Raw genomic sequence first — 25,931 nt, 5'->3', positions numbered from 1 at the left:
TTACAGCTTCGCAGCCTTCATCCGGTCCATTACCCGGACGACTGCTTCTGCTGCTTTTTCCACGTGGGCCGGTTCTGTCCCGAGCCCGAAACTAAAACGAACAGCGGCCCTGCTCCTCGGAGTGTCTCCGAACATCGCCGTCAGCACGTGAGACGGCTCTACGGATCCTGCCGTACAGGCAGAGCCGCTCGATACAGCAATACCTTCAATATCGAGATTCATAAGAAGCTGCTCGACATCCGCATCAGGGAAGCTGATGTTCATCACATTCGGCAGGACACTGGTTCCACTGCCGTTCACGTGAAACGTGATGCCGGATGCTTGCAGCTGTTCACTCATCTTCTGTTTCATGCCGGTAAAGTTTTCCTGCCTCTCCTGGAGATGCTCCAGGGAGAGCTCCAGCGCTCTGCTCATTCCTACTGCCCCGGCCGTATTCTCCGTTCCTGCACGACGCCCCCGTTCCTGCTGTCCGCCAAAGAGCAGCGGATCGAGCTGGATGCCCGGACGGACATACAGAAAGCCGATGCCGTTAGGCCCGTTGAACTTATGGGCAGAAGCTGCAAGCATATCGACCCCGTTCGTCTGTACATTGATGTCCATTTTGCCGAGTGCCTGTACAGCATCAGTATGAAATACTGCCGGATGGTCGTTCAGAACCGCTGCGAACTCTTCGACAGGGTGGACGACGCCCGTTTCGTTATTGGCGGTCATGAGCGTGACCAGCAGGGTATCCGTCCGGAGCGCTTCCTGCAGGTCCAGCGGCGTGATTCTGCCGTACTCGTCCACAGGGAGATACGTGACCTCGATGCCTTCGCGTTCCAGCTGCCTGCACGCATAGAGCACACCGTGATGCTCGGTCTGGCACGTTATAACGTGCCCACCCTCCTTGGGACGGTGATGCCTGACGTACCCGAGGACAGCTAGGTTATCCGCTTCCGTACCGCCACCGGTGAATACGATATCCTCCGGTGCCGCTCCAATGGCTGCGGCAATGCTGCGGCGGGAACGATCCAGTCCAGAACGCGACTGCCTTCCGAAATGATGGGTGGACGACGGATTGCCGAACATCTCCGTCAAGTAAGGACGCATCGCTTCCGCCGCTTCCGGATGAACCGGCGAGGTCGCTGCGTGGTCCAGGTAAATTCTATTCAATGTGCTGCGCTCCTTTCCTGCATGCTAAATATAAAACATGTAGTTGTCCTGCCCGTTGTCTCCTTCGTACTCTGCGAGATCCTGCAGCGTCGTCGAGTCGAGAACGTCTTTTACTGCATCGCGTATTTTTATCCATAGATCCCGCTTGGCCGGCTCTTCGTCATCAATGATTTCCACTGGTGTGATCGGTCCTTCCAGTACACGGATAATATCTCCAGCCGTAATGGTTTCCGGATCTTTGGCAAGCATATAGCCGCCGTATGCCCCACGGACACTTTTGACCAGCATCGCATTCCGCAGCGGAGCAATCAGCTGCTCGAGGTAGTGCTCCGATAAATTATGGTCTTTGGCAATCGATTTCAGCGACGTCGGTTTATCCCCGTGTTTTTTTGCCAGGGCAATCATAATAGTCAATCCATATCTGCCTTTAGTTGATATTTTCAAGTCTCATCCCTCTTTCCATAAATCGATCCATCCATGTAGAGCAGAGGCGAAGGGAAAATCCAGTCACATGCCCGATCGTCAGGCTGAACAGAATGGTTCCGATAAAAACCGGCCCACCGAGAAGCCATCCGGCAGCCAGTACGAGTACCTCCATATAGATACGTACCCTGGCAACCGTTGCTCCTGTTTTTTCTGACAGAGCCAGCATAACGCTGTCTCTCGGACCGGCGCCGCAGCGCGGAGAAATGTAGACACCGATGCCAAATCCCATAATGAGAATACCCGCGAGCAGCATCAGCGACTGCACGAACAGGATGTCTGCTGCAGGAATCAGAATCAGAAACATGTCTACAAAGGCTCCGACGAGCAGCATGTTCAGCCAGGCCCCCATCTGCGGCAGTGTTTTCGTCAGGACGGTCGAGACTGCCAGGAGAAGAAATCCCATGATTACTGTCCATGTCCCGACAGTCAGGCCGAACTGCTGCATCAAACCGATATGAAGCACGTCCCAGGGGGCACTGCCGAGCTGCGCCCGTATCATCAGGGAGACGCCGAGACTCATGATCATCAGCCCTGCTGCAAACACCAACCACCGGAACGTCCGTCCAGCTGTATTCATCCCCAGTATCACAAGCCGCTCCTCCTCTACTTCCAGCCCTATTATAACAGAGTGCAGCCCCATTCCGCATCCGCACGGCGGCGGTCGGGGCACACGTCTTTCTTCAAATAGTACAAACCCTTTGCATTCTACCGGGCATCCGGTAAAATTGCAATAACACTGCTCGAATCAGGAGGCGGAATATGGACTTATTTTCTCATAAAGACCAAGCGGAACAGACGAGCGGCCGCAGACCTCTCGCTGCGCGGATGCGGCCCCGCAGACTCGAAGATATCCACGGCCAGCAGCACATCATCGGGGAAGGAACGCTTTTAAGACGGGCGGTTGAAGCAGACCGGCTCTCCGCAATGATTTTCCACGGACCCCCGGGAACGGGTAAAACGACGCTCGCCCAGGTGATCGCCGGTGCTTCGAGCGCATACTTTGAGCAGCTCAACGCCGTCACAGCGGGCGTCAAAGACGTTAAGGAAGTGGTGAAAGCTGCGTCCGAGCGACAGATGATGCATGACCAGAAAACCGTGCTCTTCATCGATGAAATCCATCGGTTCAACAAGAGCCAGCAGGATGCTCTGCTGCCGCACGTAGAGGACGGGACGGTCACCCTCATCGGGGCTACAACGGAAAACCCGATGTTCGAAGTGAACGCAGCACTGCTGTCCCGTTCCCGTCTGTTCCGTCTGGAAAAATTAACGGACAGCGAGATGAACGACGTCATGCAGGAAGCCCTCCGTGACGAGGAGCGTGGTTTCGGCAGATACGATGTATTCGTCGACCCTGCTGCCATGGATCACATTATTCAGACAGCCCAGGGAGATGCGAGAACGGCATTGAATGCGCTCGAACTCGCAGTGCTAACGACGGATCCCGACAAAAACGGCACGATTGTCATTGATACCGGCACAGCGGAACAATCCATTCAACAGCGGGTGCTCCAGTATGATAAAGACGGCGATAATCACTATGATACGATATCCGCTTTTATTAAGAGCATCCGAGGCTCAGACCCGGACGCTGCGCTGTACTGGATGGCCAAAATGATTTATGCCGGTGAAGATGCTAAATTCATCGCAAGACGGTTGTATGTCCATGCTGCAGAAGATGTCGGACTGGCGGATCCGAATGCCCTGCTGATCGCAGAAGCTGCGTATCACGCCGTGGAATTTCTCGGCATGCCGGAAGCGCGCATTCCTCTTGCAGAAGCGGCTCTCTATCTGGCTACAGCACCGAAGAGCAACCGCGTGATCGAGAGTATTGATGCGGCGCTGGAAACCGTCCGGAAAGAAAAAACCGGCGATGTGCCGGTTCACCTGCGCGATGCACACTACAAAGGAGCATCACGTCTCGGGCACGGACAGAACTATCTCTATCCGCATCACTACGAAAATCATTATGTTGTCCAGCAGTATCTCCCTGACCATTTAAGGAAAAAGCAGTTTTACCACCCTTCCTCCAACGGCTACGAAAAAACCGTCCAGAAACGGCTCGATTATTTCTCTGAACGCATCCACAACGAAGGCGGCAGGTCCTAGACCCGCCGCCTTCGTTATGTCGTATGTAAGGATAAGAGTCCCGTTCTGTCGTTTCTTTACACTGTTTTGAACCTGCAGCGGCAGGTGGGTGCTCTGTCGACGGGGCCGGACGTCCCCTGCCTGGTATGGCGGGGCATGCCCATTCCTGACGAACGAAGATGCTCCCAAGGTTACAATGTTGGCTCAAACCGTATGGGAAGAACGTGCAGTGCAGGACTCTTACACTGGATAACATCTGTTGTACCCTCAATATACCCGAATAAGTCACAGATTGCAAGTGTCGATTTCGAAAAATTCTGTTAATACAAGGAGCAGGGTGAGTCCTCTGGCTGAATTGAGGAAAAAGCGCTGTCTCTTCATCGCAGGAAAAACATGCGCTGCGTGCAGCGGAAAGAACTGCCGGAGGCGTTGAAAAACCAGGCATGCCTTTGTCAATCGAAAGAAGAAGCGCCGGAGGGAAAAACGACGTTTCCTTCCGGCGCACACATCTGGATGTACATCCATGATGGTGTTTTATGCGTCTTTGCTGCTTTCTTTTTCTTCTTTCTTCTTTGCTTTCACTTCCAGGTGCAGTTCGTCGAGCTTCTCCTGCTCCACCGGACTCGGTGCATCCGTCAACAGGCAGCTGGCACTCGCTGTTTTCGGGAAAGCAATCGTATCGCGGAGATTCGTACGGTCGGCCAGAATCATCACGAGACGGTCCAGACCGAGAGCAATTCCCCCATGCGGCGGCGTACCATATTCAAACGCATCCATGAGAAAACCGAACTGCGCTTTCGCTTCTTCTTCAGAGAATCCGAGCGCGGTAAACATTTTTTCCTGGAGATCCCGCTCGTAAATACGCTGGGATCCACCACCGAGCTCGTATCCGTTCAATACGAGGTCGTAGGCTTCTGCATGTACCTCTTCCGGTGCAGATTCGAGTTTATCAAGATCTTCGTCGACTGGACGGGTGAACGGGTGGTGCAGCGCGACGTAGCGTCCGGAATCTTCATCATACTCAAGAAGCGGGAACGTCGTGACCCAGAGAAAATCGAACGTGCCCGGTTCCACCAGCTGGAGCTCTCTCGCGAACTTGGTCCGCAGCGCGCCGAGAACGTCCCATACGACCTGCAGCTTATCTGCTGCAAACAACAGGACATCCCCCGCGTCTGCATCGAAAGCTTCGATCAAGGACTTCTGCTGGGCCTCGTCAAAGAATTTCGCAACAGGACCTTTCACTTCCGAGCCGCTTTCTACTTTCAGCCAGGCGAGCCCTTTCGCGCCATAAATCGCGGCGAAGCTGCTCAGTTCATCCAGATCTTTTCTGGAATAATCCGGGGCGATTCCTTTCACACAGATGCCTTTCACGGCGCCGCCGTTTTGGACAGCCCCGGAGAACACCTTAAACCCGCTGTCCTTCACCAGATCAGAAACGTCGGTCAGCTCCATGCCGAATCTTGTATCCGGCTTATCCGATCCGTACCGGTTCATCGCTTCGTCGTAGGAAAGACGCTTGAACGGTGCTTCTACATCCACTCCGCGGAGTTCTTTGACGAGCCGCTGCATCATGTTTTCCATCATCTTCATCAGCTCTTCCCTGCCCATGAAGGAGGCTTCGATATCGACCTGGGTGAATTCCGGCTGGCGGTCTGCACGCAGATCCTCATCCCGGAAACAACGGGCAATCTGGAAGTAACGCTCAAAGCCGGAAACCATCAGCAGCTGCTTGAACAGCTGAGGAGATTGTGGAAGTGCATAGAATTCTCCTTCATGCACCCGCGACGGGACAAGGTAGTCACGTGCCCCTTCCGGCGTGCTTTTAGTCAGCATCGGTGTTTCCATTTCAAGAAACCGTTCCTCTTCCAGAATATCCCGGATGAGCTTCGTCGTTCTGCTCCGCAGCATCATCGTATCCTGCATGGCTGGACGGCGGAGATCCAGGTACCGGTATTTCAGGCGGACATCTTCATTGAGCTCATCGCCTTCATCAATGACGAACGGAAGGCCTTTTGCAGCGTTCAGGACTTGCACGTCATCGACCAGCACTTCAATCCGGCCGGTCGAAATTTTATCGTTCACGTTTTCCTGATCCCGCTCAAGCACTTCCCCGGTGATTTCCAGCACATACTCCGAGCGAACATCCTCTGCGGTATGCAGTGCTTCCGGATTCACTTCTCCGTTAAACACGATCTGCACATGCCCCGACCGGTCACGCAGGTCAATAAAAATCACCTGGCCGAGGTCACGCCGGCGCTTCACCCACCCCTGCAGGGTTACTTTCGAGCCGATCTGCTGTTCTGTCAATTCTCCACATGTATGCGTTCGTTGTTTCAATTAAGATTCTCCCTTCGTTGTCAATGTGCGCCGGAGCGTCTCTGTTAAGCTGGACAAGTCTGCCAGCTGCTGCTCTCCGGTTTTCATGTCTTTGACGTTAATGTTGTTTTCAGCAAGCTCATTGTCGCCGAGCAGGAGGACGACTTCTGCTCCCTGACGGTCTGCTGCTTTCATCTGGCCTTTCATTTTCCGGCCGAGATAGTCTGTATCGGCGGTAAACCCTGCACGACGGAGCTCCTGAAGCAGGGAAGGGGCTCTTCTCGCTGCTTCCTCCCCCATCGTGACAAGATATACCTCGAGCGGCGTATCTTCAATCAGCTCTACGCCCTGGGTTTCCAGCGCCATCAGCAGCCGCTCGATACTCAGTGCAAAACCAATTCCCGGTGTTTCCGGCCCGCCGATCTCTTCTACGAGCCCATTGTAGCGGCCACCGCCGGCAAGCGTCGTAATGGCACCGAACCCTTCGCCCTCCATCATGATTTCAAAGGCCGTGTTGTTGTAGTAGTCGAGGCCGCGTACCAGCGTTTCATCGACCGTATAACCGATCCCCATTTCGTCCAGGTAGCGCTGCACGTCTGCAAAGTACGCTTGTGATTCTTCGTTCAAATAGTCAAGAATCGAGGGAGCATCCTTCATGCGTGCGTGGTTCTTGTCCACCTTGCAGTCTAAAATCCGGAGCGGGTTCTGGTGCAGACGGGTGCGGCAGTCTTCGCACAGCTCGTCCTGAACAGGTTCAAAGTGTGCAGTCAGTGCCCGGCGGTGCGCTTCGCGGCTGTCTTTATCTCCAAGAGAGTTAATCACGAGCTTCAGTTTCTCCAGCCCGAGTTCTTCATAAAACGTCATCGCCAAAGCGATGACTTCCGCGTCTACAGCCGGATCGGCACTGCCGAGAGCTTCCACGCCGAACTGGACAAACTGGCGCATACGTCCGGACTGCGGGCGCTCGTAGCGGAACATCGGGCCGGTATAGTACAGCTTTACCGGCTGTTCCACCCAGCCGTGCATTTTCTCCCCGACAAACGATCGGACGACCGAAGCAGTCCCCTCCGGTCGGAGCGTCAGGCTTCTTCCGCCCCGGTCGTTAAATGTATACATCTCTTTCTGCACGATGTCTGTAGTATCTCCAACGCCTCTCGCAAACAGCTCCGTCTGCTCAAAGACCGGCGTCCGTATCTCTTTGTAGTTGAATCGGCGGCAGATATCATGCGCTTTCGCCTCAATCAGCTGCCATTTCTCCGCTTCTCCGGGTAAAATATCCTGTGTCCCTCTCGGTATGTTAAATCCCATATCGACCTCTCCTTTTCTATGCCAATTTCTCTGCAGGGCGGACGGCGGGCACTCCGTGTGCTTCTCCTGTGAAACAACCGTTCGAGCCGGTTACTGCGGCGTCCAGTGCGAGCTCTCGAAGGGAAGTCCCGGCTTTTCGTTTTTTCCGGACAGCGGACGCAGCCGCCGTCGATGAAAACTCAGCCATTCCTACGAAGCGAACAAAAGCGCAAAGCGCCTTTTGGTCGGAACGGCGTGCGGAAGCGCTGCAAGCTTTTGAGGGAAGAAAACGTTCTTTGTTTCTTCCCGAGCAGAGCATGGAGCCGCCGTCACACTGTATGAGAACTTATACATTCCTATACTAAAAAAAAGACTCCCGTCCTGACAATGTCAGGGACGAGAGTCTTTGACCCGTGGTACCACCCTAGTTGAAGCATGCTGCTTCCACTCATCAGTTAACGCCTGAATGACGGCCGCCCCTACTTTATGTTCAGGGAGACACCTGAGGAGTGTTCATTCAAGCAGGTTCATTTCAGGTGCTCGCAGCCGTGGCAGCCTGTCTCTGGTAAATGGGGATCCTGCTCTACTCTTCTCCGTTACCGGTTCGTAAGTATTTGTTTATCATACGAATTCCGTTTCGTTCTGTCAAGAGGGGTTCCTCTCACTGCTGTCGATGATGATCGTAACAGGTCCCTTGTTTGTCAGCGAAACGTCCATCATTTCACCAAAGCGGCCCGTTTCCACGTGCAGTCCGTGCTCTGTGCGCAGACGGGTATTGAATGCCTCATACATCGCCTCGGCCTCTCCCGGCGGGGCGGCTTTCATAAAGTTCGGCCGCCGCCCTTTGCGCGTATCACCATAAAGCGTAAACTGGGAAACCGTGATGACGCTGCCGCCGGTCTCTTTTACCGAGACGTTCATTTTTCCTGCTTCATCCTCAAAAATCCGCAGTCCGGCAGCTTTGTCTGCTGTGTAAATAACATCCTCCATCGTGTCGTCATGCGTGATGCCGACAAGCAGGACAAGGCCGTGATCTATTTCCGCTGTAACATCCTCTCCGACAGTAACGCACGCACTGCCGGATCGCTGTAAAATGACTCTCATCAACCATGCTCCTTCTCTCTAGTGCATGACGCGCCGTACTGTGTAAATGTCCGGGATCTGCTTTACGCGGTCTACTACTTTCTGCAGATGAGCCGTATGCTGAATCGACACCGTCATATCAATTTTTGCCATTTTATCCTTATCTGCCTTCCCGCTGACAGCATGGATGTTTGTCTTCGTTTCCGCGACGGCCTGCAGCACGTCGTTGAGCAGAGAGCGCCGGTCATAGCCGGTGATCTCGATGTCTACATCATAATTTTTAGACTGCGGCACTTCGCTTTCCCATTCGACATCAAGCAGGCGGCTGTTCTCGTCATAATTCTTGACGTTGGGACAGTCGCTGCGGTGAATAGAAACGCCGCGTCCTTTCGTGATATAGCCGACAATCTCATCCCCCGGAACCGGATTGCAGCACCGCGACAGACGAATAAGGAGGTTGTCCACACCCTTCACCTGCACACCGGTCTTGTCTGTTTTCGGCGCCTGCTTCTGCTGCGGCTTCAAATCCTCTACGGCTTCGGTCAGCGTCCGGGTATCGACGATTTCTTCCTCTGCACGGATCCGGTCCGTCAGACGTGTGACGACCTGGGCTGCCGTAATGCCTTGATAACCGACAGCAGCATACAAGTCTTCTTCTGACGTGAAGCTGAATTTATCCATCACACGTTCGAGGTTTTCTTTCGTCAGGATCTGCTTCGGCTTATAGCCTTTACGCTCGATTTCCTTCTCCACCATGTCGCGGCCTTTTTCTACGTTTTCTTCCCGCTTTTCCCGCTTGAACCACTGGCGGATTTTGTTTTTGGCATGGGAGCTCTGCGTCATTTTGATCCAGTCCTGGCTCGGGCCGTAGGAATGTTTCGACGTCAGTACTTCCACGATATCGCCGGTGTGAAGTTTATGATCGAGCGGGACCATCTTCCCGTTCACTTTCGCACCAATACAGCGGTTGCCGACCTCCGTGTGAATCCGGTAGGCGAAGTCAAGCGGAACAGAACCTTTCGGCAGCTCAATGACATCTCCTTTTGGCGAAAAAACGAACACCATGTCCGAGAACAAGTCGATTTTAAGGGATTCCATGAATTCCTGTGCATCGTTTGTATTGTTCTGCCATTCAAGGATTTCGCGGAACCAGGACATTTTCGTCTCGAGCGACTCCGAATCTTCGACTGTCCCCCCCTCTTTGTAGGCCCAGTGCGCTGCAACTCCGAATTCAGCAACTTTATGCATATCCTCCGAGCGGATCTGCACTTCGAGAGGGTCCCCTTTCGGTCCGATCACGGTCGTATGGAGTGACTGGTACATGTTCGCTTTCGGCATCGCAATGTAATCTTTGAACCGGCCCGGCATCGGCTTCCACTGCGTATGAATGGTTCCGAGCACCGCGTAGCAGTCTTTGATACTCTTCACGACAATCCGGATAGCCAGCAGGTCGTAAATTTCGTTGAACTGTTTGTTCTGCAGCACCATTTTGCGGTAAATGCTGTAGATGTGCTTCGCCCGGCCGTGGATATCCGCTTCAATCTGCATGCCGCCGAGGCGATCCTGAAGCAGGTTCTGTACCTCTTCAATATAGCTTTCCCGCTCCACCCGTTTCTTTTTCATCAAGTTCACGATCCGGTAGTACTGCTGCGGATTCAAATAACGCAGGGATGTATCCTCAAGTTCCCATTTGATTTTGGAAATACCGAGCCGGTGTGCGAGCGGAGCAAAAATTTCGAGCGTTTCATTCGAGATTCTGCGCTGCTTCTCCGGCGGCAGGTGCTTCAGCGTGCGCATGTTGTGCAGACGGTCTGCCAGCTTAATCAGGATGACCCGGATATCTTTCGCCATGGCGACGAACATTTTCCGGTGGTTTTCCGCCTGTTGTTCTTCTTTCGATTTGTACTTGATTTTACCGAGCTTCGTCACCCCGTCGACAAGCATGGCCACTTCCGCTCCGAAAGCTTCCTCCAGCTCTTCCAGGCCGACGTCGGTATCCTCAACCACGTCATGCAGAAAAGCTGCAGCGATGGTGTCAGGATCCAGGCCGAGTTCGACCAGAATACCGGCCACCTGCACTGGGTGCCATATGTACGGTTCACCTGAGCGCCGGTACTGCTCTCTATGGGCATATTCCGCCATCTCATAAGCACGGCGGAGTTTGGCGACGTCTTCTTGTGATAAATATTCTGCTGCCTGCTCCAGCACCTGCTCACTAGTCATGGAATCACCTTACGTTTCTTCAAGATTTCCCCCATTTAATGGAAGACGCTTTCGGCTGCAGCCCGTGGTTCACTGCCGCCGTCTATGCCGTGTATTTTATCATACATTCCTGCTGTATATGTAGATAGGAGCGGTTTGGACCGCTCCCGGGATCTGACTGGTTATTAATACGTGATCAGCGTAAAGACATCATACTCTTTCAGACGGTCGGAGCCGTCCAGGTAGCTCAGTTCAATGAGGAAGGCAATGCCGGCTACGATACCGCCGAGCTCTTCCACCATTTTGATCGTCGCTTCAATGGTGCCTCCGGTCGCGAGCAGATCATCTGTGATCAGAACACGCTGGCCCGGCTTGATGGAATCCTTATGAATGTTAAGGGAATCCTTGCCGTATTCCAGACCGTAGTCTACTTCAAGCACTTCGCGTGGAAGTTTGCCTGCTTTTCTGACCGGTACGAATCCTTTGCCCATCTTTACGGCCATCGGACAGCCGACGATAAAGCCGCGTGCTTCCGGTCCGACGATGACATCAATGTCCCGCGCTTCGGCGAATTCCGTCATCTGCTCGATTGCTTTCTGATACGCTTCTCCATTTTCCATCAGGGTCGTGATATCTTTAAAACGAATACCGTCCTGCGGAAAATCTTCTACTACTGTTACGTACTGCTTAAAGTCCATGTACATCCTCCTGTTATGTTCCTGCCTCAACAGAAGCGCTGCGTGCAGCAATCCGGTACTGTTCGAGCTGCTGCTTCAGTTCCTTCAGCGGGGAATAGCACAGCTCCTGCTGAATCCGGCTTTTCTGACTGTGTTTTTGATATGTCGGCGCCTCTTCCAGCTTCCTGGATGCAGGTTCTGGATGAAGCGTGACAACACCATCGTCCATTTTAACAAATTCCAGCTCGAAAAACACCTGACAAATAAGGGAAATCGTTTTTTCACTCCAGCCTTTATGGTCAGCAAGGGCTTTTTTATGCTCCTTCAAGTTGAATGACCCGCGTTTTTTCAGCATGGCATAAAACCACTTAAACTGATCTCTGTTTGGCAGCGAGGCAAAAAAATAATCCTCTTTATGATAAAACACAGTATCCAGGCGCTCCAGGTCTGTCAACGACTGCATCAGCTCTCCAAGCTGGTCCATCGTCTCCGGCAGATCAAACAGCAGCGCATGACGCACGTCGGCCCCATCAACTTCTTCGGAATGAACAACCCGCCACGTGTCCGGGATATCAGTCGGGATCGTTTGAAAATAAATCAGCGTGCGCGCCTGTTCCTGTCTCCAGATCGTTTTATCACCGCGGAAATCAAACAGCTGCCATTCTGTTACCTGAAGATCTTCAACGATCAGCTGCGGTTTGACCCGGCCGTTCCATTCGTTGATGGAAAGCTTGCCGACGACGGAGACCGGAGCCGTACTGGAGAGCTGGTCGTATATGTCCCCCATGCGGAAGGCAATGGCATCGAGCGCTGTATTGTGATCGCCGGAAGCGAGCGTCATTTTTAAATGATCCTGGCCGGCTCCAATTTTTTTCGCCTGCTCCAGAACCACTTGATTCAGCAGCACTTTCGGAGCGGGATTTTCAATACCGAACGGAGCCATCTGAGCCAGATCCTGTATCGCCGCTACACTGATCTCCTCCACGGTGACTGGAAGATCAACGTGCAGCTTTTTCACCCAGTCTTCCGGCCGCATCGTCTCTTCTGCCAGATGAATCAGCCGGCTGCGGAGATCTTCGATGTCTTCCTGCTGCATCGTCAGGCCAGCCGCCATCGGGTGCCCTCCAAACCGAGGCAGAATGTCGCGGGCTGTGGACAGAGACCGGAACATATCGAACCCTTCGATACTTCTGGCAGAACCTTTCGCTGTGCCGTCCTCCATGAGAGAGAGCACAATCGTCGGCCGATAGTAGAGTTCGACAAGTCTGCTCGCGGCAATCCCGATCACACCCGGGTTCCACCCTTCGCCTGCTACCACGAGAACCGAAGGGACGCCCTGTGCTTCCACTACTTCGACGGCCTCTTCCGTGATGACTTTGACAATGTCCTGCCGCTCGCGGTTGAGCTCATCGATCATGATCGCGATTTCCTCTGCTTCTGCAGGGTCATCCGTGAGAAGCAGCTCAACCGCCGGATCGGCGCTGTCCAGCCGTCCGGCTGCATTCAACCGCGGGCCGATCAGGAAACCGACTGTCTCTTCATCTATTTCCGACTGTTCTTTGCCTGCTTGCGTCAGCAGCGCCTGAATACCAACCCGTTTCGTTCTTCGAAGCGCATGAAGTCCTTCTGCAGCAAGAATCCGGTTCTCGCCGCGGAGCGGAACCAGATCTGCGATGGTCCCTGCTGCGGCAAGGTCGAGGTGTTCTTCTGGGAAACGTCCGAGAAGCGCTTCGGATAGTTTAAAGGACACGCCCACTCCTGCAAGTTCGTTAAAAGGGTACGTGCAGCCCTCCTGTTTTGGGTTGATCACAGCGAACGCCGGAGGAATCTCCGGCGGCGGCTCGTGATGGTCTGTAATAATTAAGTCCATCCCTAGGGAAGCGGCCGTCTGCGCCTCGTTCCATGCGGAAATACCCGTATCAACGGTCACAATGACTCGGACCCCTTCTTCTGCAGCATGCTGAAATGCGGCATCATTCGGCCCGTATCCTTCGGAAAACCGGTTCGGTACGTACCAGCCGACCTCGGCACCCAGCTCCATCAGCGTCTGATAGAGCACCGTCGTACTCGTGACGCCGTCTGCATCGTAATCACCGAACACGAGAATTTTTTCCCCCGCCTCGATGGCCTGGTGGATCCGGTCAACAGCCTGCCTCATCCCCTTCAGTAAAAAAGGGTCGTTCAGCTGCTCTCTTCCGGCGTGAAGGAAATGCTGTATTTCGCCGGCTTCTGTGATACCCCGCTGCGCCAGAAACCGGGCAGCAATAGGGCTCAGGCCGGTTTTCTTCTGTATGTCTTCTGTTATTTGATCATTGATGTCCTGTACAAACCAGGATGCTTTCGATTTAATCATCCTATCACCCCTGACTTGTCTATTATACATAAGAGAAAGGCGGATACAAAGAGACTTTCCACCTTGCCTGCTCCTTCCCCGTGCCTGCTAAACATGATGTTCATCCCCAGGACTCCGGCACATCTGTTGTAACTATCCCGGCGTTAGTGAACTTCCCGTCCCGGAAGACCGGATCAGCAGGCATTGTTTCGAAAGGCCGGCCGGTAGCGTGATCAAGCTCTTCACTTGTTCAAAAAACTGGACGGAACGGCTTCGCTGCCCAAGACCGACGTCCTCTCTCGCAGGAAAGGTCAAAAGCGCGGAGCGCCTTTTTCCGCAACGGAGGGCGCCGCAGGCTTGTTGAGGAAAGAAAGGGTTCATCTTTCTTCCCGTGCCGTCTCCCTCGATGAGAACGCAAACATTCTCACCACGCAAAAAAGCGCCCGGCAGGGATTGACAGCCCCTGCCGGGCGCTGGACGGTGCGCAGAGAGAACGCGGAATTATTTTCCGAGCTCCTGCGGTTTGGCCCCTTTTTTGTTATCCGTTTTTCCATCAGGCGTTTTCCCGCCATCTGGTGACTTTCCAGCACGAAGCTGTTTGTTTTCCTGCTGCAGCCGGTAGATTTTGTATATCCCGACGAATCCGACGATCAGTCCGCCCATCAGGACAGAACCGATAATGACCAGAACAAGCGGCCATTCACTCTGTCCGAAAAGATAATTGACTTCTACTGGATCGACATTGATAACAGCAAAGACAGCGATGATTAAGATAACGACCAGACCTGCAATCAGACCCCATTGACCTCTCATGTCTATTCCTCCTCGGAATAAGGATTGATATGGACTCTGACGTCTTCTACAAAGGTAAAAGTCATCAGTTCCTGTTTGACCTTCTTACCGATAGCATGCCCTTCCTCGACTGTAATGAGAGGATCGACGGAGACTTTAATATCGACAATGACATAGTGACCGAGCTCTCTTGCGAGAAGTTCGTCCACCTGCATGACTCCGTTGATCTCCTCCGCTTTCCTCCAGAGGGACGTTGTTTCTTCCTCGTGGAGAACATGATCGAGTGAGATGTGAACAGCTTCACTGCCGAGTTTCCAACCCATGCGAAGGATCAGAAAGGCTACGACGATACTGGCAGCAGGGTCCATGTAGACAGCGCCCGGAATATTCAAGGCTGCTCCACCCAGCGCAGCACCGACCCCGATCAGAACAGCAACGGAAGAAAACACGTCGGAACGGTGATGCCACGCATCGGCTTTTAACGCTTCGCTATGGTATTTTTTACCCAAAAATAGCTTATAACGAAACATCATTTCTTTCAGTACGATAGAAAAAACGATGGCATAGAGCGCCCATACTCCAGGAACACTAAGCTCGGTAAACATGGACTGAACAGCGCCGACAGCAATTTCAAACCCTACGACAAAGAGAAGGACGGCGACAATGATGGCTGTCACTGTCTCTGCTTTTCCATGTCCGTAAGGATGATCGTCATCCGGTGGCTGCTGCGCAGCCCGTACACCGACGAGCACAGCGATGGAACTGACGACATCTGAAGCAGAGTGGAGGGCATCCGCAACAAGAGCCCTGCTGTCGGCAGCAATACCTGTGATGCCTTTAATGACGGCAAGCATCAGGTTGCCGATAATACCGATCCAGGCGCCGAACTGGACTTTCTTGTCACGCTCTCCCATTGCTGCCACTCCCTTCTCTATCCGGATCAAGGATACATGGACACCGATAGAAAGAAGATCCGCAAACCGTCAGCCGGTGCGGATCCTTTCTGCGTTCATTGTATCATGTTTCTGTTTCCGCCTGCTCTGCTTCCAGCGCTTCCTGTTCTTCACGCTTGCGGCGTCGACGCTCCAGCTGTTTTGTCTTCAGGACAGCCCATACTTGTGCGGCGATGAAAAGCGAGGAATAGGTCCCGGCGACAAGGCCGACGACGAGAGCAAAAGAGAAAACCCGAAGCCCTTCGCCGCCGATCAAAAGCAGTGCTCCAGCAGCGAAGACCACCGTGAGGACGGTGTTAATCGAGCGGGCCAGCGTCTGAACAAGGCTTTTGTTCACGACAGCAGACACTTCTTCAAAGGATTCCACTTTTTCTTCCAGACTCATGTTTTCGCGGATACGGTCAAACGTGACGATGGTATCGTTGATGGAATACCCGATAATCGTCAAGACAGCAGCGATGAACGGAATATTCACTTCCATCTGCACAATGCTGAATACGGTAATAATGAACAGTGCGTCGTGGAAGAGCGCAATGATCGCGGACACCCCGTACAGAAATTCGAAGCGGAAGGTCACGTATATAATAATGCCGAGTGACGCGATGAGGACCGAAATGAAGGCATTCATCGCGAGTTCTTCTCCAACAATTGGCGTAATCGTCGCTACGTTCGGTGTGTTGCCGTACAAGTCGTCAAAATGCGACTGTACTTCGAGCGACTCGTCATCACTCAATCCACCGACAAACGAGGCCCGTGCAATGTCGTTATCTCCGGCAAGCACGACGTCATCCGGATCATAACCGATGTCTGCAAACTCCTGCTCGATTTCAGCCGCAGTTATTTCTTCTTCCGCCAGGACTTCCACCGTCGTTCCTGCTGCAAAATCAATACCGAGGTTCAATCCGACAGTAGACAGGAGAATCATGCCGACCATCAGGAACACAGCAGAGAAAGAGAAGAACTTCTTCCGGTGCTTCACAAAATCGAGCTTACTCGTTCTAGGATCGAAGTTCATCAATTTCACGCTCCTTCACACCGAACAACTTAGGCTTCTTGTTCAGAATACGGCTGTTTACCCACAGCCCCAGCAGCAGCCTTGAACCAAATACAGCAGTCAGGAAGCTGGTAAGGATACTGACAATCAGCATCACGGCAAAGCCCTGTACAGCGCTGGTACCAAAATAGAAGAGCACAGCAGCGGCAAGAATCGTCGTGACATTGGCGTCCAGGATCGTCGAGAACGAACGCCTGCTTCCCGCTTTAAATGCACTCATCACTGATTTCCCGGTCCGGAGTTCATCTTTGATCCGTTCAAACGTGATGATATTCGCATCGACGGCCATGCCGACACCAAGAATCAAGGCAGCGATTCCGGGCAGCGTCAGCACTGCGTTCAACCAGTTGAAAATCACCAGAACGAAGTAGACGTAAGCACTGAGCGTAAGCACAGCAACCGCACCCATGAAGCGGTAATATGCCATCATGTAGGCGAAAATCAGAGCAATTCCGACGAACCCTGCATTCACTGCAAGATCCATGGAACGCTCTCCCAGCTGTGCACCGACGGAATTCAAGGAGAGTTCATCCAGTTCCACCGGCAGTGCTCCGGCGTTTAGAATACCAGCGAGATCCTGTGCTTCCTCCGTCGTGAAGTCTCCTTCGATCATGACATCACGTGATGCAATCGGACTCTGGACGCGGGGTGCCGAAACAATTTTTGAATCTTCTCCACGCATCTGTTCTTCCTCAAAGGAGTCGCCTTCCTCATAGTCCAGCCAGATGACAAGCAGATTCTCTCCAGGCGGACGCTCGGAAATATCGGTAGTAATTTCCTGGAAGAGGTTCGCATCGTCCACTGTGACAGAAACGATCGGCTGATTCGTTTCCCCGTGGAAATTCTGCTGGGCACCGCCCTCCACGAGATCACCGCCGTCCATCATCAGCTCGTCATCGACGTCGCGGAACTCGAGCCGCGCCTGCGTGGAAAGCAGTTCTCGTGCCTGCTCCTGGTCATCGACACCTGCCAGCTGCACACGGATGCGGTCGTCCCCTTCAATATTGATACTCGGTTCAGATACACCGAGCACGTCAATTCGTGCATTCAGCGCACTGACCGTGTCGGTCAGCATTTCCCTGTCTATCTCTGTATCTTCTTCCCCGTCGAGCGGCTGCACTTCGTACAGCACTTCGAAACCACCCTGCAGATCCAGACCGAGGCTGATGTCTTCGACGTGATCCATTACATTGGAGGCGATAAGTACACCTAATGCAGTGACAATCACGAAAAAGAACGCCAGCAGACTCTTTCGGATCCCTTTTCTCCTATTAGCCAATGACACTTCCTCCTTCAATGGATGTGCGCCGTTTTCACTTTTTAACACAGCAGAAGGATGCAGAGCGCGATCTCCTCCGCATCCCTCGTCCCATCCGTGTGCATCACGTACAATTTGAGCAACAGCACTATTATAGTCAGACTGAAAATCGTCTGTCAATCAACCTTTCGCCGCAGGTTTACAGGTCCCGCAGGGAAAAGCTCCCTTTTGACGAAAACCAGTCTTCCTGCTTATAGGCGCTGATCAGCTCCCGGTTCATATAATCGTTTACGGACAGACGAAATAGCTGGGAAGCCATCCAGTGCAGCCGGAGTTCGGGCAGGTCTTTCTGCTTCTCCAATTTGTAGATGAACGTTTTCCAGACATCCTCTTTTGATACTTTTTCGTACCCGAGCTGCACCCACTCTTCCTGCTTGCTCTTTAGAATCGGGTCCAGTTTTCTGCGCCACTCTTCCCATTTCTGTTCCACGTGTCCCGCCTCCTGTCTGTTGATCATGGCTGTTTCAAGCTTAATACATACGCGATGATTATGCCAGCTCCAAAAGCAGCCACGCTGATGAGCGTGCTGCCTGCACCAAATCCGGGAAGCAGGGACGTCACGGCACCGAGAATGAGCCCGATGATGGCTGCGTACGTATACGAAGGAACAGAGGCAAGGAGCCACTTGATGGCTTTACTGCTCAAGAGAGCCCCCACAGCAACACCACTCCCGAGTACGAAAATGACGCCGATATCCGGGGAGGTGACGGAAAGGGAAGCAGATGCCGTCTCATACAGGCCGAAGAGCAGCAGGATAAACGCACCGCTGACGCCGGGGAGCAGCAGCGCTGTGCTGGCCGCCCATCCAGCCAGGAAGAAATACCAGGCATTGGAAGCCGTAAGTTCCAGGGCAGCTCCTCCCACCGCGGACGCTCCCGTACTGATGAAAAAAGCTCCTGCCGCCGCGGCCATCAAAATAGCCCAATGCGCGGCACGGAACCTGCTCCGCTGCTGTCCTTCTCTCCAAAGGAAGGGTAGAACACCGATCAGCAGGCCGGAAAAGAGGAAAAAGATTTCCTGCGGATACCGCTGCAGCAGCTGGTCCATGATATTCATGAAGCCGACGAGACCCGCGCCCATTCCGATTCCCAGCGGAAAGAGAAAGCCGAGATGCGAACGCCATTCACGGCTCATCAGCCCGCTGATCGATCGGATTAGTTCTTCATAGATTCCAAGAATGACAGCCATGGTGCCTCCGCTGACGCCGGGTACGGTGTCACAGATGCCCATCAGTACGCCTCGGTACACATTTTTCCAGTTCACAAACGCATCTCCTCACTCAGCAGCCGGGCTGCATCTATTTAGTCCGAGGAATGTGCGGAAGCCGCTTATGGAAAGGAGAACGTCATCTTGTCCTTCCTTGAAGCGGATGCTGCCACCCCTCCTGCTCATGCTGAATCATTTTTCTGCTCCATTAGAAAAAGGGGGCCCGCCGGATATACCATCCTTCAGTTACCCCCTTTCTGCTTAATCCTGGTTTGTCACTTCGCGGATTGCCTGTCGGTCGAACGTCAGCTTGTCACTGCCGTTGACATCGAGTACAATACGGTCTTCATCGATTGCATCAATCGTGCCATGCATGCCACCGATCGTAATTACACGGTCTCCCTTTTGCAGGTTCGAATGCATTTCCTGAATTTTCTTCTGTCTTTTCTGCTGTGGTCGAATAAGCAGAAAATAGAAGATGGCAAACATCAGAATTAACGGTATAAGCGCACCTAGTAAATCCAAATCACTTCACTCCCTTCCCCTAAAAGGAACAGCCCACTTTCGACTGTACTATTCCAATCACTATTGTAGACAAACTTCCCTTGGAAAATCAATCATCATTTCTTTGACAATTGTCCATAGCCTAGAAATTTTTCGCATCCGGGCGGTTAAAACCATAACTTTCAAAGAAGGCCTCTCTGAAATCCAGCAGCCGGTCTTCCCGGATCGCCTGCCGCACGTCTTCCATCAGCTGCAGCAGGAAGTGCAGGTTATGATAGGAACAGAGCCGCAGGCCGAGCATTTCGTTACTTTTGATCAGATGACGAATGTAGGCACGGGAATAATTCCGGCAGACGCTGCAGCTGCAGTTCTCGTCCAGAGGCCGGAAATCCCTGGCAAATTTCGCATTTCTGACGACCAGCCGGCCGGTGCTCGTCATGAGCGTCCCGTTCCGGGCAATTCTAGTAGGCAGGACGCAGTCAAACATGTCTATGCCGCGGATAGACCCGTCAATCAGCGAATCCGCTGAACCAACACCCATCAGGTAGCGAGGCTTATCCTCCGGTATGAACGGCATCGTTTCCTCCAGCACTTGATTCATCACGTCTTTCGGCTCACCGACAGAAAGACCACCGATGGCATAACCAGGGAAATCAAGAGACACGAGGTCCTCTGCACTCTGCCTTCGGAGGTCCGGATGCTCTCCTCCCTGGACAATGCCGAAAAGTCCCTGATCTCCTTTTCTGCTGTGCGCTTCCAGGCATCTTTCTGCCCAGCGGCTCGTGCGTTCCACCGACGCTTTCATGTAGCTGTGTTCGGCGGGATACGGCGGACATTCATCAAAAGCCATCATGATATCCGGACCGAGTGCATTTTGAATCTGCATCGATTTTTCCGGTGTCAAAAACAGTTTCTCCCCGCTGAGATGATTACGGAAATGCACGCCTTCTTCTGTAATGCTGCGGAGGTCACTCAGACTGAACACCTGAAATCCACCCGAATCGGTCAAGATCGGACGGTCCCAGTTCATGAATTTGTGGAGACCGCCGGCTTCTTCAATAATATCTTCTCCAGGACGCAGCCAGAGATGGTATGTGTTGCTGAGAATAATCTGCGCGTTCATCTCTTTTAGTTCGTCCGGACTCATCGTTTTCACGGTTGCGAGCGTTCCGACGGGCATAAACATCGGTGTCTCGAACGTTCCGTGCGGAGTATGCACATGTCCGAGTCTCGCACCGGACTGCCGGCACGTTTTGATGTGTTCATACGTTACTGCGTGCATCGTCTCTCTCCTTTGTATCTGTGATAAGCATCGCATCACCGAAACTGAAAAATCGGTACTGCTGCTTTACTGCTTCTTGATAGGCAGAGAGAATCGCGTCTCTTCCGGCCAGTGCGCTGACGAGCATCATAAGTGTCGATTTCGGCAGATGAAAGTTCGTGAGCAGCGCATCCACGGCCCGGAACTGGAAACCGGGATAAATAAAAATATCCGTCCAGCCGGAAGCCTTCTGAAACGAACCGTCCAGATCCCTCGCAATCGTTTCCAGCGTCCGGGCCGAGGTCGTTCCGACAGCGATAATGCGGTCGCCTGCAGCCTTCGTACTGTTGAGTACGTCCGCTGCTTCCTGCGGGAGCTCATAATACTCTGCGTGCATCGTATGTTCCTCCACTGTTTCGGCTGAAACCGGGCGGAAAGTGCCGAGTCCAACATGCAGCGTCAAATAGGCGGTATGTACGCCTTTGCTTTTCAGAAATGCCAGCATGTCCTCCGTAAAGTGGAGTCCCGCCGTCGGGGCAGCAGCGGAACCGCGGTGAGCAGCGTATACCGTCTGATACCGGTCCTTCTCTTCCAGCTGCTCCTGAATGTATGGAGGAAGCGGCATCTCACCAAGCTGGTCGAGCACTTCATGAAAGATACCGTCGAAACGCATCGCCAGCCGGCGGCGCCCTTCCGGCAGCTCTTCCGTGCAGACCGCCTCAAGCAGCCCGTCTCCGAACGTGACGGCTGTGCCTTTTTTAATACGCTTCGCGGGTTTCACAAGTGCTTCCCACGTATGCTCAGCCCCTTCTGATAACAGAAGCACTTCTATTTTCGCTCCAGTCTCTTCTTTTATTCCGAACAGCCGGGCCGGAATCACCTTCGTGTTGTTGAGCACGAGCGTATCGCCGGGCCGGAGAAAAGCAGGCAGATCGCGGAACCTTTTATGTTCCTGCATCCCTGTATATTTGTCGAGCACCAGCAGCCTGGAAGCTTCTCTGTTCAACAGCGGCGTCTGGGCAATGAGTTCCTCCGGAAGGTCATAGTCAAATTGTGACACGTCCATCTTGATCGTCCTCTCTACGTCCTTTATCTTCTAAAAATCATAAATGCCAGCGACAGCAGCGCACTAAGAACAATGCATGTCATCAGCGGCAGATAAATGGTCGTGCCGCCGCGTTCGATCACAATATCCCCAGGAAGCCGCCCGAGCGGCAGAAAGCGGCCTCCGAACTGCCAGAGCAGCCCAGCCGCCGCAATCACGAGACCAGTCACAATCAGCAGTCTGCCTATTTCCATTCCGCCGGCACCTCCCGTTGAAAGTGGTCGTATACCATCGGTGTGAGCACACGTCCGCGCGGCGTACGCTGCAGAAATCCGATCTGCATCAAGTAAGGTTCGTACACGTCCTCGACGGTATGGGATTCCTCCCCTATCGTTGCTGCCAGTGTATCAAGCCCGGCAGGACCTCCTTTAAAACGGTCCATCAGGGCGTAAAGCAATTTATAGTCGACTTCATCGAGTCCGAGGGTATCTACCTGCAGCAGATCCAGCGCTTCCCGGGTAACCTGATCTGTTATCGTCCCGTCTCCGCGCACCTGGGCAAAATCCCGGATCCGCCGCAGCAGGCGGTTGGCAATTCTCGGGGTTCCTCGGGAGCGCCGGGACACTTCTTCTGCTGCCGTGGCATCAATCTCGGTCTGCAGCACATCTGATGTACGGTGAACGATGTCTTCCAGGTCCTTCGGTTCATAATATTCGAGCCGGCTCATCACCCCGAAACGATCCCTCAGGGGGGCGGACAGCATTCCGGCTCTCGTCGTTGCTCCTACAAGCGTAAATGGCGGCAGCTCCAGCTGGACCGAACGGGCGGAGGGGCCTTTCCCTATCACAATGTCGAGGAAGAAATCTTCCATCGCCGGATAAAGCACTTCTTCTACTGCCCGCGGCAGACGGTGGATTTCATCTATAAAGAGGACATCCCCGGGCTCCAGTGCTGTCACAATCGCTGCAAGATCTCCCGGCCGTTCCACTGCAGGTCCCGAGGTAGTACGAAGCTGCACCCCCATCTCATTTGCGATAATGGCAGCGAGCGTCGTCTTTCCGAGTCCCGGCGGACCATAGAGCAGTACGTGGTCCAGGCTTTCCCCGCGCATCATCGCGGCATCAATAAAGACGCGCAGGTTTTCTTTTACCGCATCCTGCCCGATATACTGATTCAGCCGCTGCGGACGCAGGCTTTTCTCGTCTTCTGCTTCCTGGTTCAGCACTTTTCCATCGACGACGCGGTCCTCCATCCCGGTTCCTCCTCTATCGTTATGTATTCAGCATCAGCTTCAATGCTTCTTTAATGTGGGCATCCGTCGTCCGCTCTTCCTGAGCCAGCATCGGCTTCACCCGCTTGATCTCTTTCTCGGTGTAGCCGAGTGCCTGCAGAGCTTCAAGTGCTTCAGACAAAGCACTGTGCTCCTCCTGCGGCGGTGCTGCGAACAGTCCTTCGGTCAGCGTAGGGACAATTTCGGAGACTTTCCCTTTCAGATCAAGAATGATCTGGCGGGCCGTTTTCTTGCCGACTCCGGGGAATTTCGTCAAGTAGACGTCGTCCTCCTGCTCTACAGCTTCGACGATCCGGCCCGGCTGTTCAGATCCTGCAATCGCAAGTGCCCCTTTGGGTCCGATTCCGGAAACTTGCAGCAGCTTTTCGAACAGCCGGCGTTCTTCCCGGTGCTGAAAGCCGAACAGACGGATGTCGTCTTCTTTCACATGTTGGTACGTAAACATCGTAATGGTTTCGTTTTTCTCGTATCGATATGGATTTCCGCAGTGAATCTGATAACCGATGCCATGGTTCTCGACCACGACGGTATCTGCTTCCTGATGGATGACACTGCCGGTGATACATTCAATCATGATCAGTTCCCCCACTATTTTTCTACGAACACCTATTCCATTTTAGCACACGCCCGCGGCAGTGACCAGCCGTTACAGCTCTGCGTTGTGGGCCACATGCTGCACGTCATCGCAGTCTTCCAGTGCTTCCAGCAGTTTCACCACGTCTTCAGCCTGTGCGTCATCCAGCGGCGTCGTGGTATCCGGGATCATCGTCAGTTCCGATGTTTCCAAACGAAGTCCCTCCGGTTCCCCCAGAGCTTCTTTTACTTCATGGAACGCCGTCATAGCAGTGAAGATTTCAACCACTTCCTCCTCAAACACAACATCCTCTGCGCCTGCTTCTATCGCATCCAGCAGCAGTTCCTCTTCATCCACATCCGCCGTTTTCTCGAACAGCAGATAGCCTTTCCGCTGGAACATAAACGAGACACAGCCGTCTGCGCCGAGATTTCCTCCGTTTTTATTAAAAGCGAGCCGAACCTCCGCTGCAGAACGGTTCCGGTTTTCCGTCAGCACTTCGACAAAGACCGCTGCTCCGTGGGGCGCATAGCCTTCGTACGTCACTTCTTCATAGGAAACTCCTTCGACATTGCCGACAGCTTTTTGAATTGTCCGTTCGATGTTGTCGTTCGGCATGTTGGCCTGTTTCGCTTTGTCTACGGCCATTTTCAGCGCGGCGTTCGTCTCAAGGTTATCTCCGCCGTTTCGGGCAGCCTGATGAATTTCTTTGGAAATTCGGGTGAAGACCTTTGCACGCTTCTGATCCTGCGCCCCTTTTCTTCTTTTGATGTTGTTCCATTTGGAATGTCCTGCCACAACAATCTCCTCCTCGTCCGGTATGCGCAGAAAAATCCCTTTCCGCTGTCCGGAAAGAGATATACTGCCGCTACCGCTGCTTCACTTCAGCTACTGCCCGCGCCCCGTTCAATGTTTCCCACGTAAAGCACGGGTAGGAGCCCAGCAGATGAACGCCGCACCCGAGTGCCTTCAATTCTTCCATAACGGATGGAATGAGGACGTCATCCTGCTTCATCGCAGCATCGATAATGAAAAAGTAATTGCCCAATCCCGTTTTTGTCGGGCGGGATTCAATACGGACCAGGTTGATCCTTCTCCAGGAAAACGCCGCCAGTACTTGATGAAGGGCACCAGCAAAGTCCGAAGATAAACTCACCATCATCGATGTTTTAAACATCGTTTCATCCGTAATCTTTGGATGAAGAAATGGATCATTTTCCTTTGTTAGAAGCAGAAAGCGGGTTCTGTTATGGTCATAGTCGTTGATTTTCGGCTGAGCTATGTCCAGACCGTACGCTTCCGCCGCAATGTCATTGGCAATGGCCGCGGCCTGCTCATCCGGATGGTCCGCTACGTGTTTTGCTGCTGATGCTGTTGAGCTCGTATAGGAAATTTCCGCCTCCGGCAGCCAGTCCCTGAGAAACTGGTGGCACTGGGCCACGGCCTGTGGATGGGAATAGACCGTCTTTACTGATTTCCAGTCATTCCCACGTCCGGTCAGCAGGTGCTGTTCAATCGGAGCTTCAATTTCAGCGGCCATATTCATGCGCTGATGGTGAATGAAATAATCGAGCGTTATATTAACAGATCCCTCGATGGCATTCTCCATCGGCACGACTGCCTGTTCCACTTCCTCCTGCGCCACCGCATCCATCGTATCCGGGATGGTGCGGTAAGGTACACGGTCGGCATGTGGCAGAAGTGTAGCTGCTGCCGCTTCTGTAAACGATCCTTTCGGTCCGAGGTATGCTACTTTTTCCATGCTGCTGTCTCTCTCCTTTTTACGCGCCGGATCCGACGACTTCGACTTTCTGAACGGCTTCCAGTTTCTCCATCTGATCCAGAAGTCCGGTGACATCCGCTGTCATTGCTGCTGTTTCTATCGTGAGCGTGATCTGCGCACGACCCTGCAGCGGAATCGTCTGATTGATGGTCAGCACATTCGCGCCTGTTTGAGCCACCATCGAAAGCAGACGCGACAGAGCGCCTGACTGGTCCTGCAGGTGAATCGTCAGTGTAATAATTTTTTCTTTCACCATCGTATGAAACGGGAAGATGCCGTCTTTATATTTATAGAAGGCACTGCGGCTGAGCTCGACATGCTGTACCGCATCATTGATCGTATCCGCCTCTTCGCTCTCAAGGAGCCTTTTCGCCTCTACTGTTTTCAGCATCGCCTCGGAAAGCATGTCTTCCCGGACGAGGTAAAATTGATCGGAGCGTCTTATCACCGCTGATTCACCGTCCTGTAGTCTGCATTCTAGAACCACATTGTATACTAATGGGAAACGTTTGTCTACTGGAGCAGGACAT

General features: G+C 53.1%; 25 protein-coding genes, 1 other RNA gene and 1 other annotated feature. Of the genes, 1 reads left to right on the top strand and 25 read right to left on the bottom strand.

The window, feature by feature from the left end; genetic code table 11:
- The 3 genes from G477_RS0112385 to G477_RS0112375 are packed head-to-tail and all read right to left on the bottom strand — an operon-like array spanning position 1 to position 2,227.
- Positions 1-1,152: a cysteine desulfurase family protein gene (locus G477_RS0112385; protein WP_026698220.1), complete on the bottom strand. Its 1,152-nt coding sequence runs from the start codon at positions 1,150-1,152 to the stop codon at positions 1-3.
- A 24-nt stretch (positions 1,153-1,176) separates the two neighbouring features.
- On the bottom strand, positions 1,177-1,596 hold the full coding sequence (gene cymR, locus G477_RS0112380; RefSeq protein WP_026698219.1) for a cysteine metabolism transcriptional regulator CymR: 420 nt from the start codon (positions 1,594-1,596) through the stop codon (positions 1,177-1,179).
- Complete coding sequence (locus G477_RS0112375; RefSeq protein WP_342664184.1) at positions 1,580-2,227, bottom strand: YczE/YyaS/YitT family protein; 648 nt, start codon at positions 2,225-2,227, stop codon at positions 1,580-1,582. The genes cymR and G477_RS0112375 overlap by 17 nt, the downstream gene beginning before the upstream one ends.
- Positions 2,228-2,397: 170 nt before the next feature.
- Between G477_RS0112375 and G477_RS0112370 the strand changes: the two genes are divergently transcribed.
- On the top strand, positions 2,398-3,744 hold the full coding sequence (locus G477_RS0112370; RefSeq protein WP_026698217.1) for an AAA family ATPase: 1,347 nt from the start codon (positions 2,398-2,400) through the stop codon (positions 3,742-3,744).
- 33 nt (positions 3,745-3,777) lie between these two features.
- Here G477_RS0112370 and ssrS read toward each other — a convergent pair.
- From ssrS to G477_RS0112270, 22 genes are all read right to left on the bottom strand, one after another.
- Positions 3,778-3,964, bottom strand: a non-coding RNA gene (ssrS, locus tag G477_RS20980) — 6S RNA.
- Between the two features lie 293 nt (positions 3,965-4,257).
- Positions 4,258-6,060, bottom strand: coding sequence for an aspartate--tRNA ligase (aspS, locus tag G477_RS0112365; RefSeq protein WP_026698216.1), 1,803 nt, complete (start codon positions 6,058-6,060; stop codon positions 4,258-4,260).
- Complete coding sequence (gene hisS / locus G477_RS0112360; RefSeq protein WP_026698215.1) at positions 6,061-7,347, bottom strand: histidine--tRNA ligase; 1,287 nt, start codon at positions 7,345-7,347, stop codon at positions 6,061-6,063.
- A gap of 368 nt (positions 7,348-7,715) precedes the next feature.
- Positions 7,716-7,935, bottom strand: a binding site (T-box leader).
- 36 nt (positions 7,936-7,971) lie between these two features.
- Positions 7,972-8,430, bottom strand: a complete 459-nt coding sequence (dtd, locus tag G477_RS0112355) for a D-aminoacyl-tRNA deacylase (protein ID WP_026698214.1) — start codon at positions 8,428-8,430, stop codon at positions 7,972-7,974.
- A gap of 18 nt (positions 8,431-8,448) precedes the next feature.
- Complete coding sequence (locus G477_RS0112350; RefSeq protein WP_026698213.1) at positions 8,449-10,632, bottom strand: RelA/SpoT family protein; 2,184 nt, start codon at positions 10,630-10,632, stop codon at positions 8,449-8,451.
- A 164-nt stretch (positions 10,633-10,796) separates the two neighbouring features.
- Positions 10,797-11,309, bottom strand: coding sequence for an adenine phosphoribosyltransferase (locus G477_RS0112345; RefSeq protein WP_026698212.1), 513 nt, complete (start codon positions 11,307-11,309; stop codon positions 10,797-10,799).
- Positions 11,310-11,322: 13 nt separating this feature from the next.
- Positions 11,323-13,641: a single-stranded-DNA-specific exonuclease RecJ gene (recJ, locus tag G477_RS19565; protein ID WP_035211991.1), complete on the bottom strand. Its 2,319-nt coding sequence runs from the start codon at positions 13,639-13,641 to the stop codon at positions 11,323-11,325.
- 480 nt (positions 13,642-14,121) lie between these two features.
- Positions 14,122-14,433, bottom strand: a complete 312-nt coding sequence (locus G477_RS0112335) for a LapA family protein (protein ID WP_026698211.1) — start codon at positions 14,431-14,433, stop codon at positions 14,122-14,124.
- 2 nt (positions 14,434-14,435) lie between these two features.
- Positions 14,436-15,326 carry a cation diffusion facilitator family transporter gene (locus tag G477_RS0112330; protein WP_026698210.1) on the bottom strand — a complete coding sequence of 297 codons (891 nt, stop codon included), beginning with the start codon at positions 15,324-15,326 and terminating at the stop codon, positions 14,436-14,438.
- Between the two features lie 103 nt (positions 15,327-15,429).
- Positions 15,430-16,380: a protein translocase subunit SecF gene (gene secF, locus G477_RS20975; protein ID WP_084406245.1), complete on the bottom strand. Its 951-nt coding sequence runs from the start codon at positions 16,378-16,380 to the stop codon at positions 15,430-15,432.
- Positions 16,364-17,698 carry a protein translocase subunit SecD gene (secD, locus tag G477_RS20970; protein WP_245575507.1) on the bottom strand — a complete coding sequence of 445 codons (1,335 nt, stop codon included), beginning with the start codon at positions 17,696-17,698 and terminating at the stop codon, positions 16,364-16,366. Before secD ends, secF begins: the two co-directional genes overlap by 17 nt.
- A 178-nt stretch (positions 17,699-17,876) precedes the next feature.
- Positions 17,877-18,167: a post-transcriptional regulator gene (locus G477_RS0112320; protein ID WP_026698209.1), complete on the bottom strand. Its 291-nt coding sequence runs from the start codon at positions 18,165-18,167 to the stop codon at positions 17,877-17,879.
- Positions 18,168-18,190: 23 nt separating this feature from the next.
- The gene (locus G477_RS0112315; RefSeq protein ID WP_026698208.1) at positions 18,191-19,000 is read right to left on the bottom strand and encodes a DUF368 domain-containing protein; all 810 of its coding nucleotides are present in this window, start codon (positions 18,998-19,000) and stop codon (positions 18,191-18,193) included.
- 204 nt (positions 19,001-19,204) lie between these two features.
- Positions 19,205-19,468 carry a preprotein translocase subunit YajC gene (gene yajC, locus G477_RS0112310; protein WP_026698207.1) on the bottom strand — a complete coding sequence of 88 codons (264 nt, stop codon included), beginning with the start codon at positions 19,466-19,468 and terminating at the stop codon, positions 19,205-19,207.
- Positions 19,469-19,589: 121 nt separating this feature from the next.
- Positions 19,590-20,729, bottom strand: a complete 1,140-nt coding sequence (tgt, locus tag G477_RS0112305; protein WP_026698206.1) for a tRNA guanosine(34) transglycosylase Tgt — start codon at positions 20,727-20,729, stop codon at positions 19,590-19,592.
- Positions 20,710-21,774, bottom strand: coding sequence for a tRNA preQ1(34) S-adenosylmethionine ribosyltransferase-isomerase QueA (gene queA, locus G477_RS0112300; protein WP_026698205.1), 1,065 nt, complete (start codon positions 21,772-21,774; stop codon positions 20,710-20,712). Before queA ends, tgt begins: the two co-directional genes overlap by 20 nt.
- Before the next feature lie 23 nt (positions 21,775-21,797).
- Positions 21,798-22,007 (bottom strand): DUF2905 domain-containing protein, encoded by a 210-nt coding sequence (locus G477_RS0112295; RefSeq protein WP_035211990.1) that lies wholly within the window; start codon positions 22,005-22,007, stop codon positions 21,798-21,800.
- Positions 21,998-23,005, bottom strand: coding sequence for a Holliday junction branch migration DNA helicase RuvB (gene ruvB / locus G477_RS0112290; protein WP_026698203.1), 1,008 nt, complete (start codon positions 23,003-23,005; stop codon positions 21,998-22,000). The genes G477_RS0112295 and ruvB overlap by 10 nt, the downstream gene beginning before the upstream one ends.
- Positions 23,006-23,024: 19 nt before the next feature.
- Positions 23,025-23,618, bottom strand: a complete 594-nt coding sequence (gene ruvA, locus G477_RS0112285; protein WP_026698202.1) for a Holliday junction branch migration protein RuvA — start codon at positions 23,616-23,618, stop codon at positions 23,025-23,027.
- A gap of 72 nt (positions 23,619-23,690) precedes the next feature.
- Positions 23,691-24,416, bottom strand: coding sequence for a YebC/PmpR family DNA-binding transcriptional regulator (locus tag G477_RS0112280; RefSeq protein WP_026698201.1), 726 nt, complete (start codon positions 24,414-24,416; stop codon positions 23,691-23,693).
- A 70-nt stretch (positions 24,417-24,486) separates the two neighbouring features.
- Positions 24,487-25,380: a prephenate dehydratase gene (gene pheA / locus G477_RS19555; protein WP_035211988.1), complete on the bottom strand. Its 894-nt coding sequence runs from the start codon at positions 25,378-25,380 to the stop codon at positions 24,487-24,489.
- Between the two features lie 19 nt (positions 25,381-25,399).
- Positions 25,400-25,849 carry an ACT domain-containing protein gene (locus tag G477_RS0112270; protein ID WP_026698200.1) on the bottom strand — a complete coding sequence of 150 codons (450 nt, stop codon included), beginning with the start codon at positions 25,847-25,849 and terminating at the stop codon, positions 25,400-25,402.
- Positions 25,850-25,931: the final 82 nt, after the last annotated feature.

This window comes from Alkalicoccus chagannorensis DSM 18086, from assembly GCF_000429725.1.
In the GTDB taxonomy this organism is placed as follows: domain Bacteria; phylum Bacillota; class Bacilli; order Bacillales; family Salisediminibacteriaceae; genus Alkalicoccus; species Alkalicoccus chagannorensis.
The sequence above is the reverse complement of the archived record's forward strand: the minus strand, read 5'-3'. Positions and strand labels throughout refer to the sequence as shown.

What these genes read in the sequence shown, in the direction of transcription:
- G477_RS0112370 (WP_026698217.1), top strand. Translation starts at nt 2,398, where the DNA reads ATGGACTTATTTTCTCATAAAGACCAAGCGGAACAGACGAGCGGCCGC.
- hisS (WP_026698215.1), bottom strand. Translation starts at nt 7,347, where the DNA reads ATGGGATTTAACATACCGAGAGGGACACAGGATATTTTACCCGGAGAA.
- dtd (WP_026698214.1), bottom strand. Translation starts at nt 8,430, where the DNA reads ATGAGAGTCATTTTACAGCGATCCGGCAGTGCGTGCGTTACTGTCGGA.
- G477_RS0112350 (WP_026698213.1), bottom strand. Translation starts at nt 10,632, where the DNA reads ATGACTAGTGAGCAGGTGCTGGAGCAGGCAGCAGAATATTTATCACAA.
- G477_RS0112345 (WP_026698212.1), bottom strand. Translation starts at nt 11,309, where the DNA reads ATGGACTTTAAGCAGTACGTAACAGTAGTAGAAGATTTTCCGCAGGAC.
- recJ (WP_035211991.1), bottom strand. Translation starts at nt 13,641, where the DNA reads ATGATTAAATCGAAAGCATCCTGGTTTGTACAGGACATCAATGATCAA.
- G477_RS0112335 (WP_026698211.1), bottom strand. Translation starts at nt 14,433, where the DNA reads ATGAGAGGTCAATGGGGTCTGATTGCAGGTCTGGTCGTTATCTTAATC.
- G477_RS0112330 (WP_026698210.1), bottom strand. Translation starts at nt 15,326, where the DNA reads ATGGGAGAGCGTGACAAGAAAGTCCAGTTCGGCGCCTGGATCGGTATT.
- secF (WP_084406245.1), bottom strand. Translation starts at nt 16,380, where the DNA reads ATGAACTTCGATCCTAGAACGAGTAAGCTCGATTTTGTGAAGCACCGG.
- tgt (WP_026698206.1), bottom strand. Translation starts at nt 20,729, where the DNA reads ATGCACGCAGTAACGTATGAACACATCAAAACGTGCCGGCAGTCCGGT.
- queA (WP_026698205.1), bottom strand. Translation starts at nt 21,774, where the DNA reads ATGGACGTGTCACAATTTGACTATGACCTTCCGGAGGAACTCATTGCC.
- G477_RS0112295 (WP_035211990.1), bottom strand. Translation starts at nt 22,007, where the DNA reads ATGGAAATAGGCAGACTGCTGATTGTGACTGGTCTCGTGATTGCGGCG.
- ruvB (WP_026698203.1), bottom strand. Translation starts at nt 23,005, where the DNA reads ATGGAGGACCGCGTCGTCGATGGAAAAGTGCTGAACCAGGAAGCAGAA.
- ruvA (WP_026698202.1), bottom strand. Translation starts at nt 23,618, where the DNA reads ATGATTGAATGTATCACCGGCAGTGTCATCCATCAGGAAGCAGATACC.
- pheA (WP_035211988.1), bottom strand. Translation starts at nt 25,380, where the DNA reads ATGGAAAAAGTAGCATACCTCGGACCGAAAGGATCGTTTACAGAAGCG.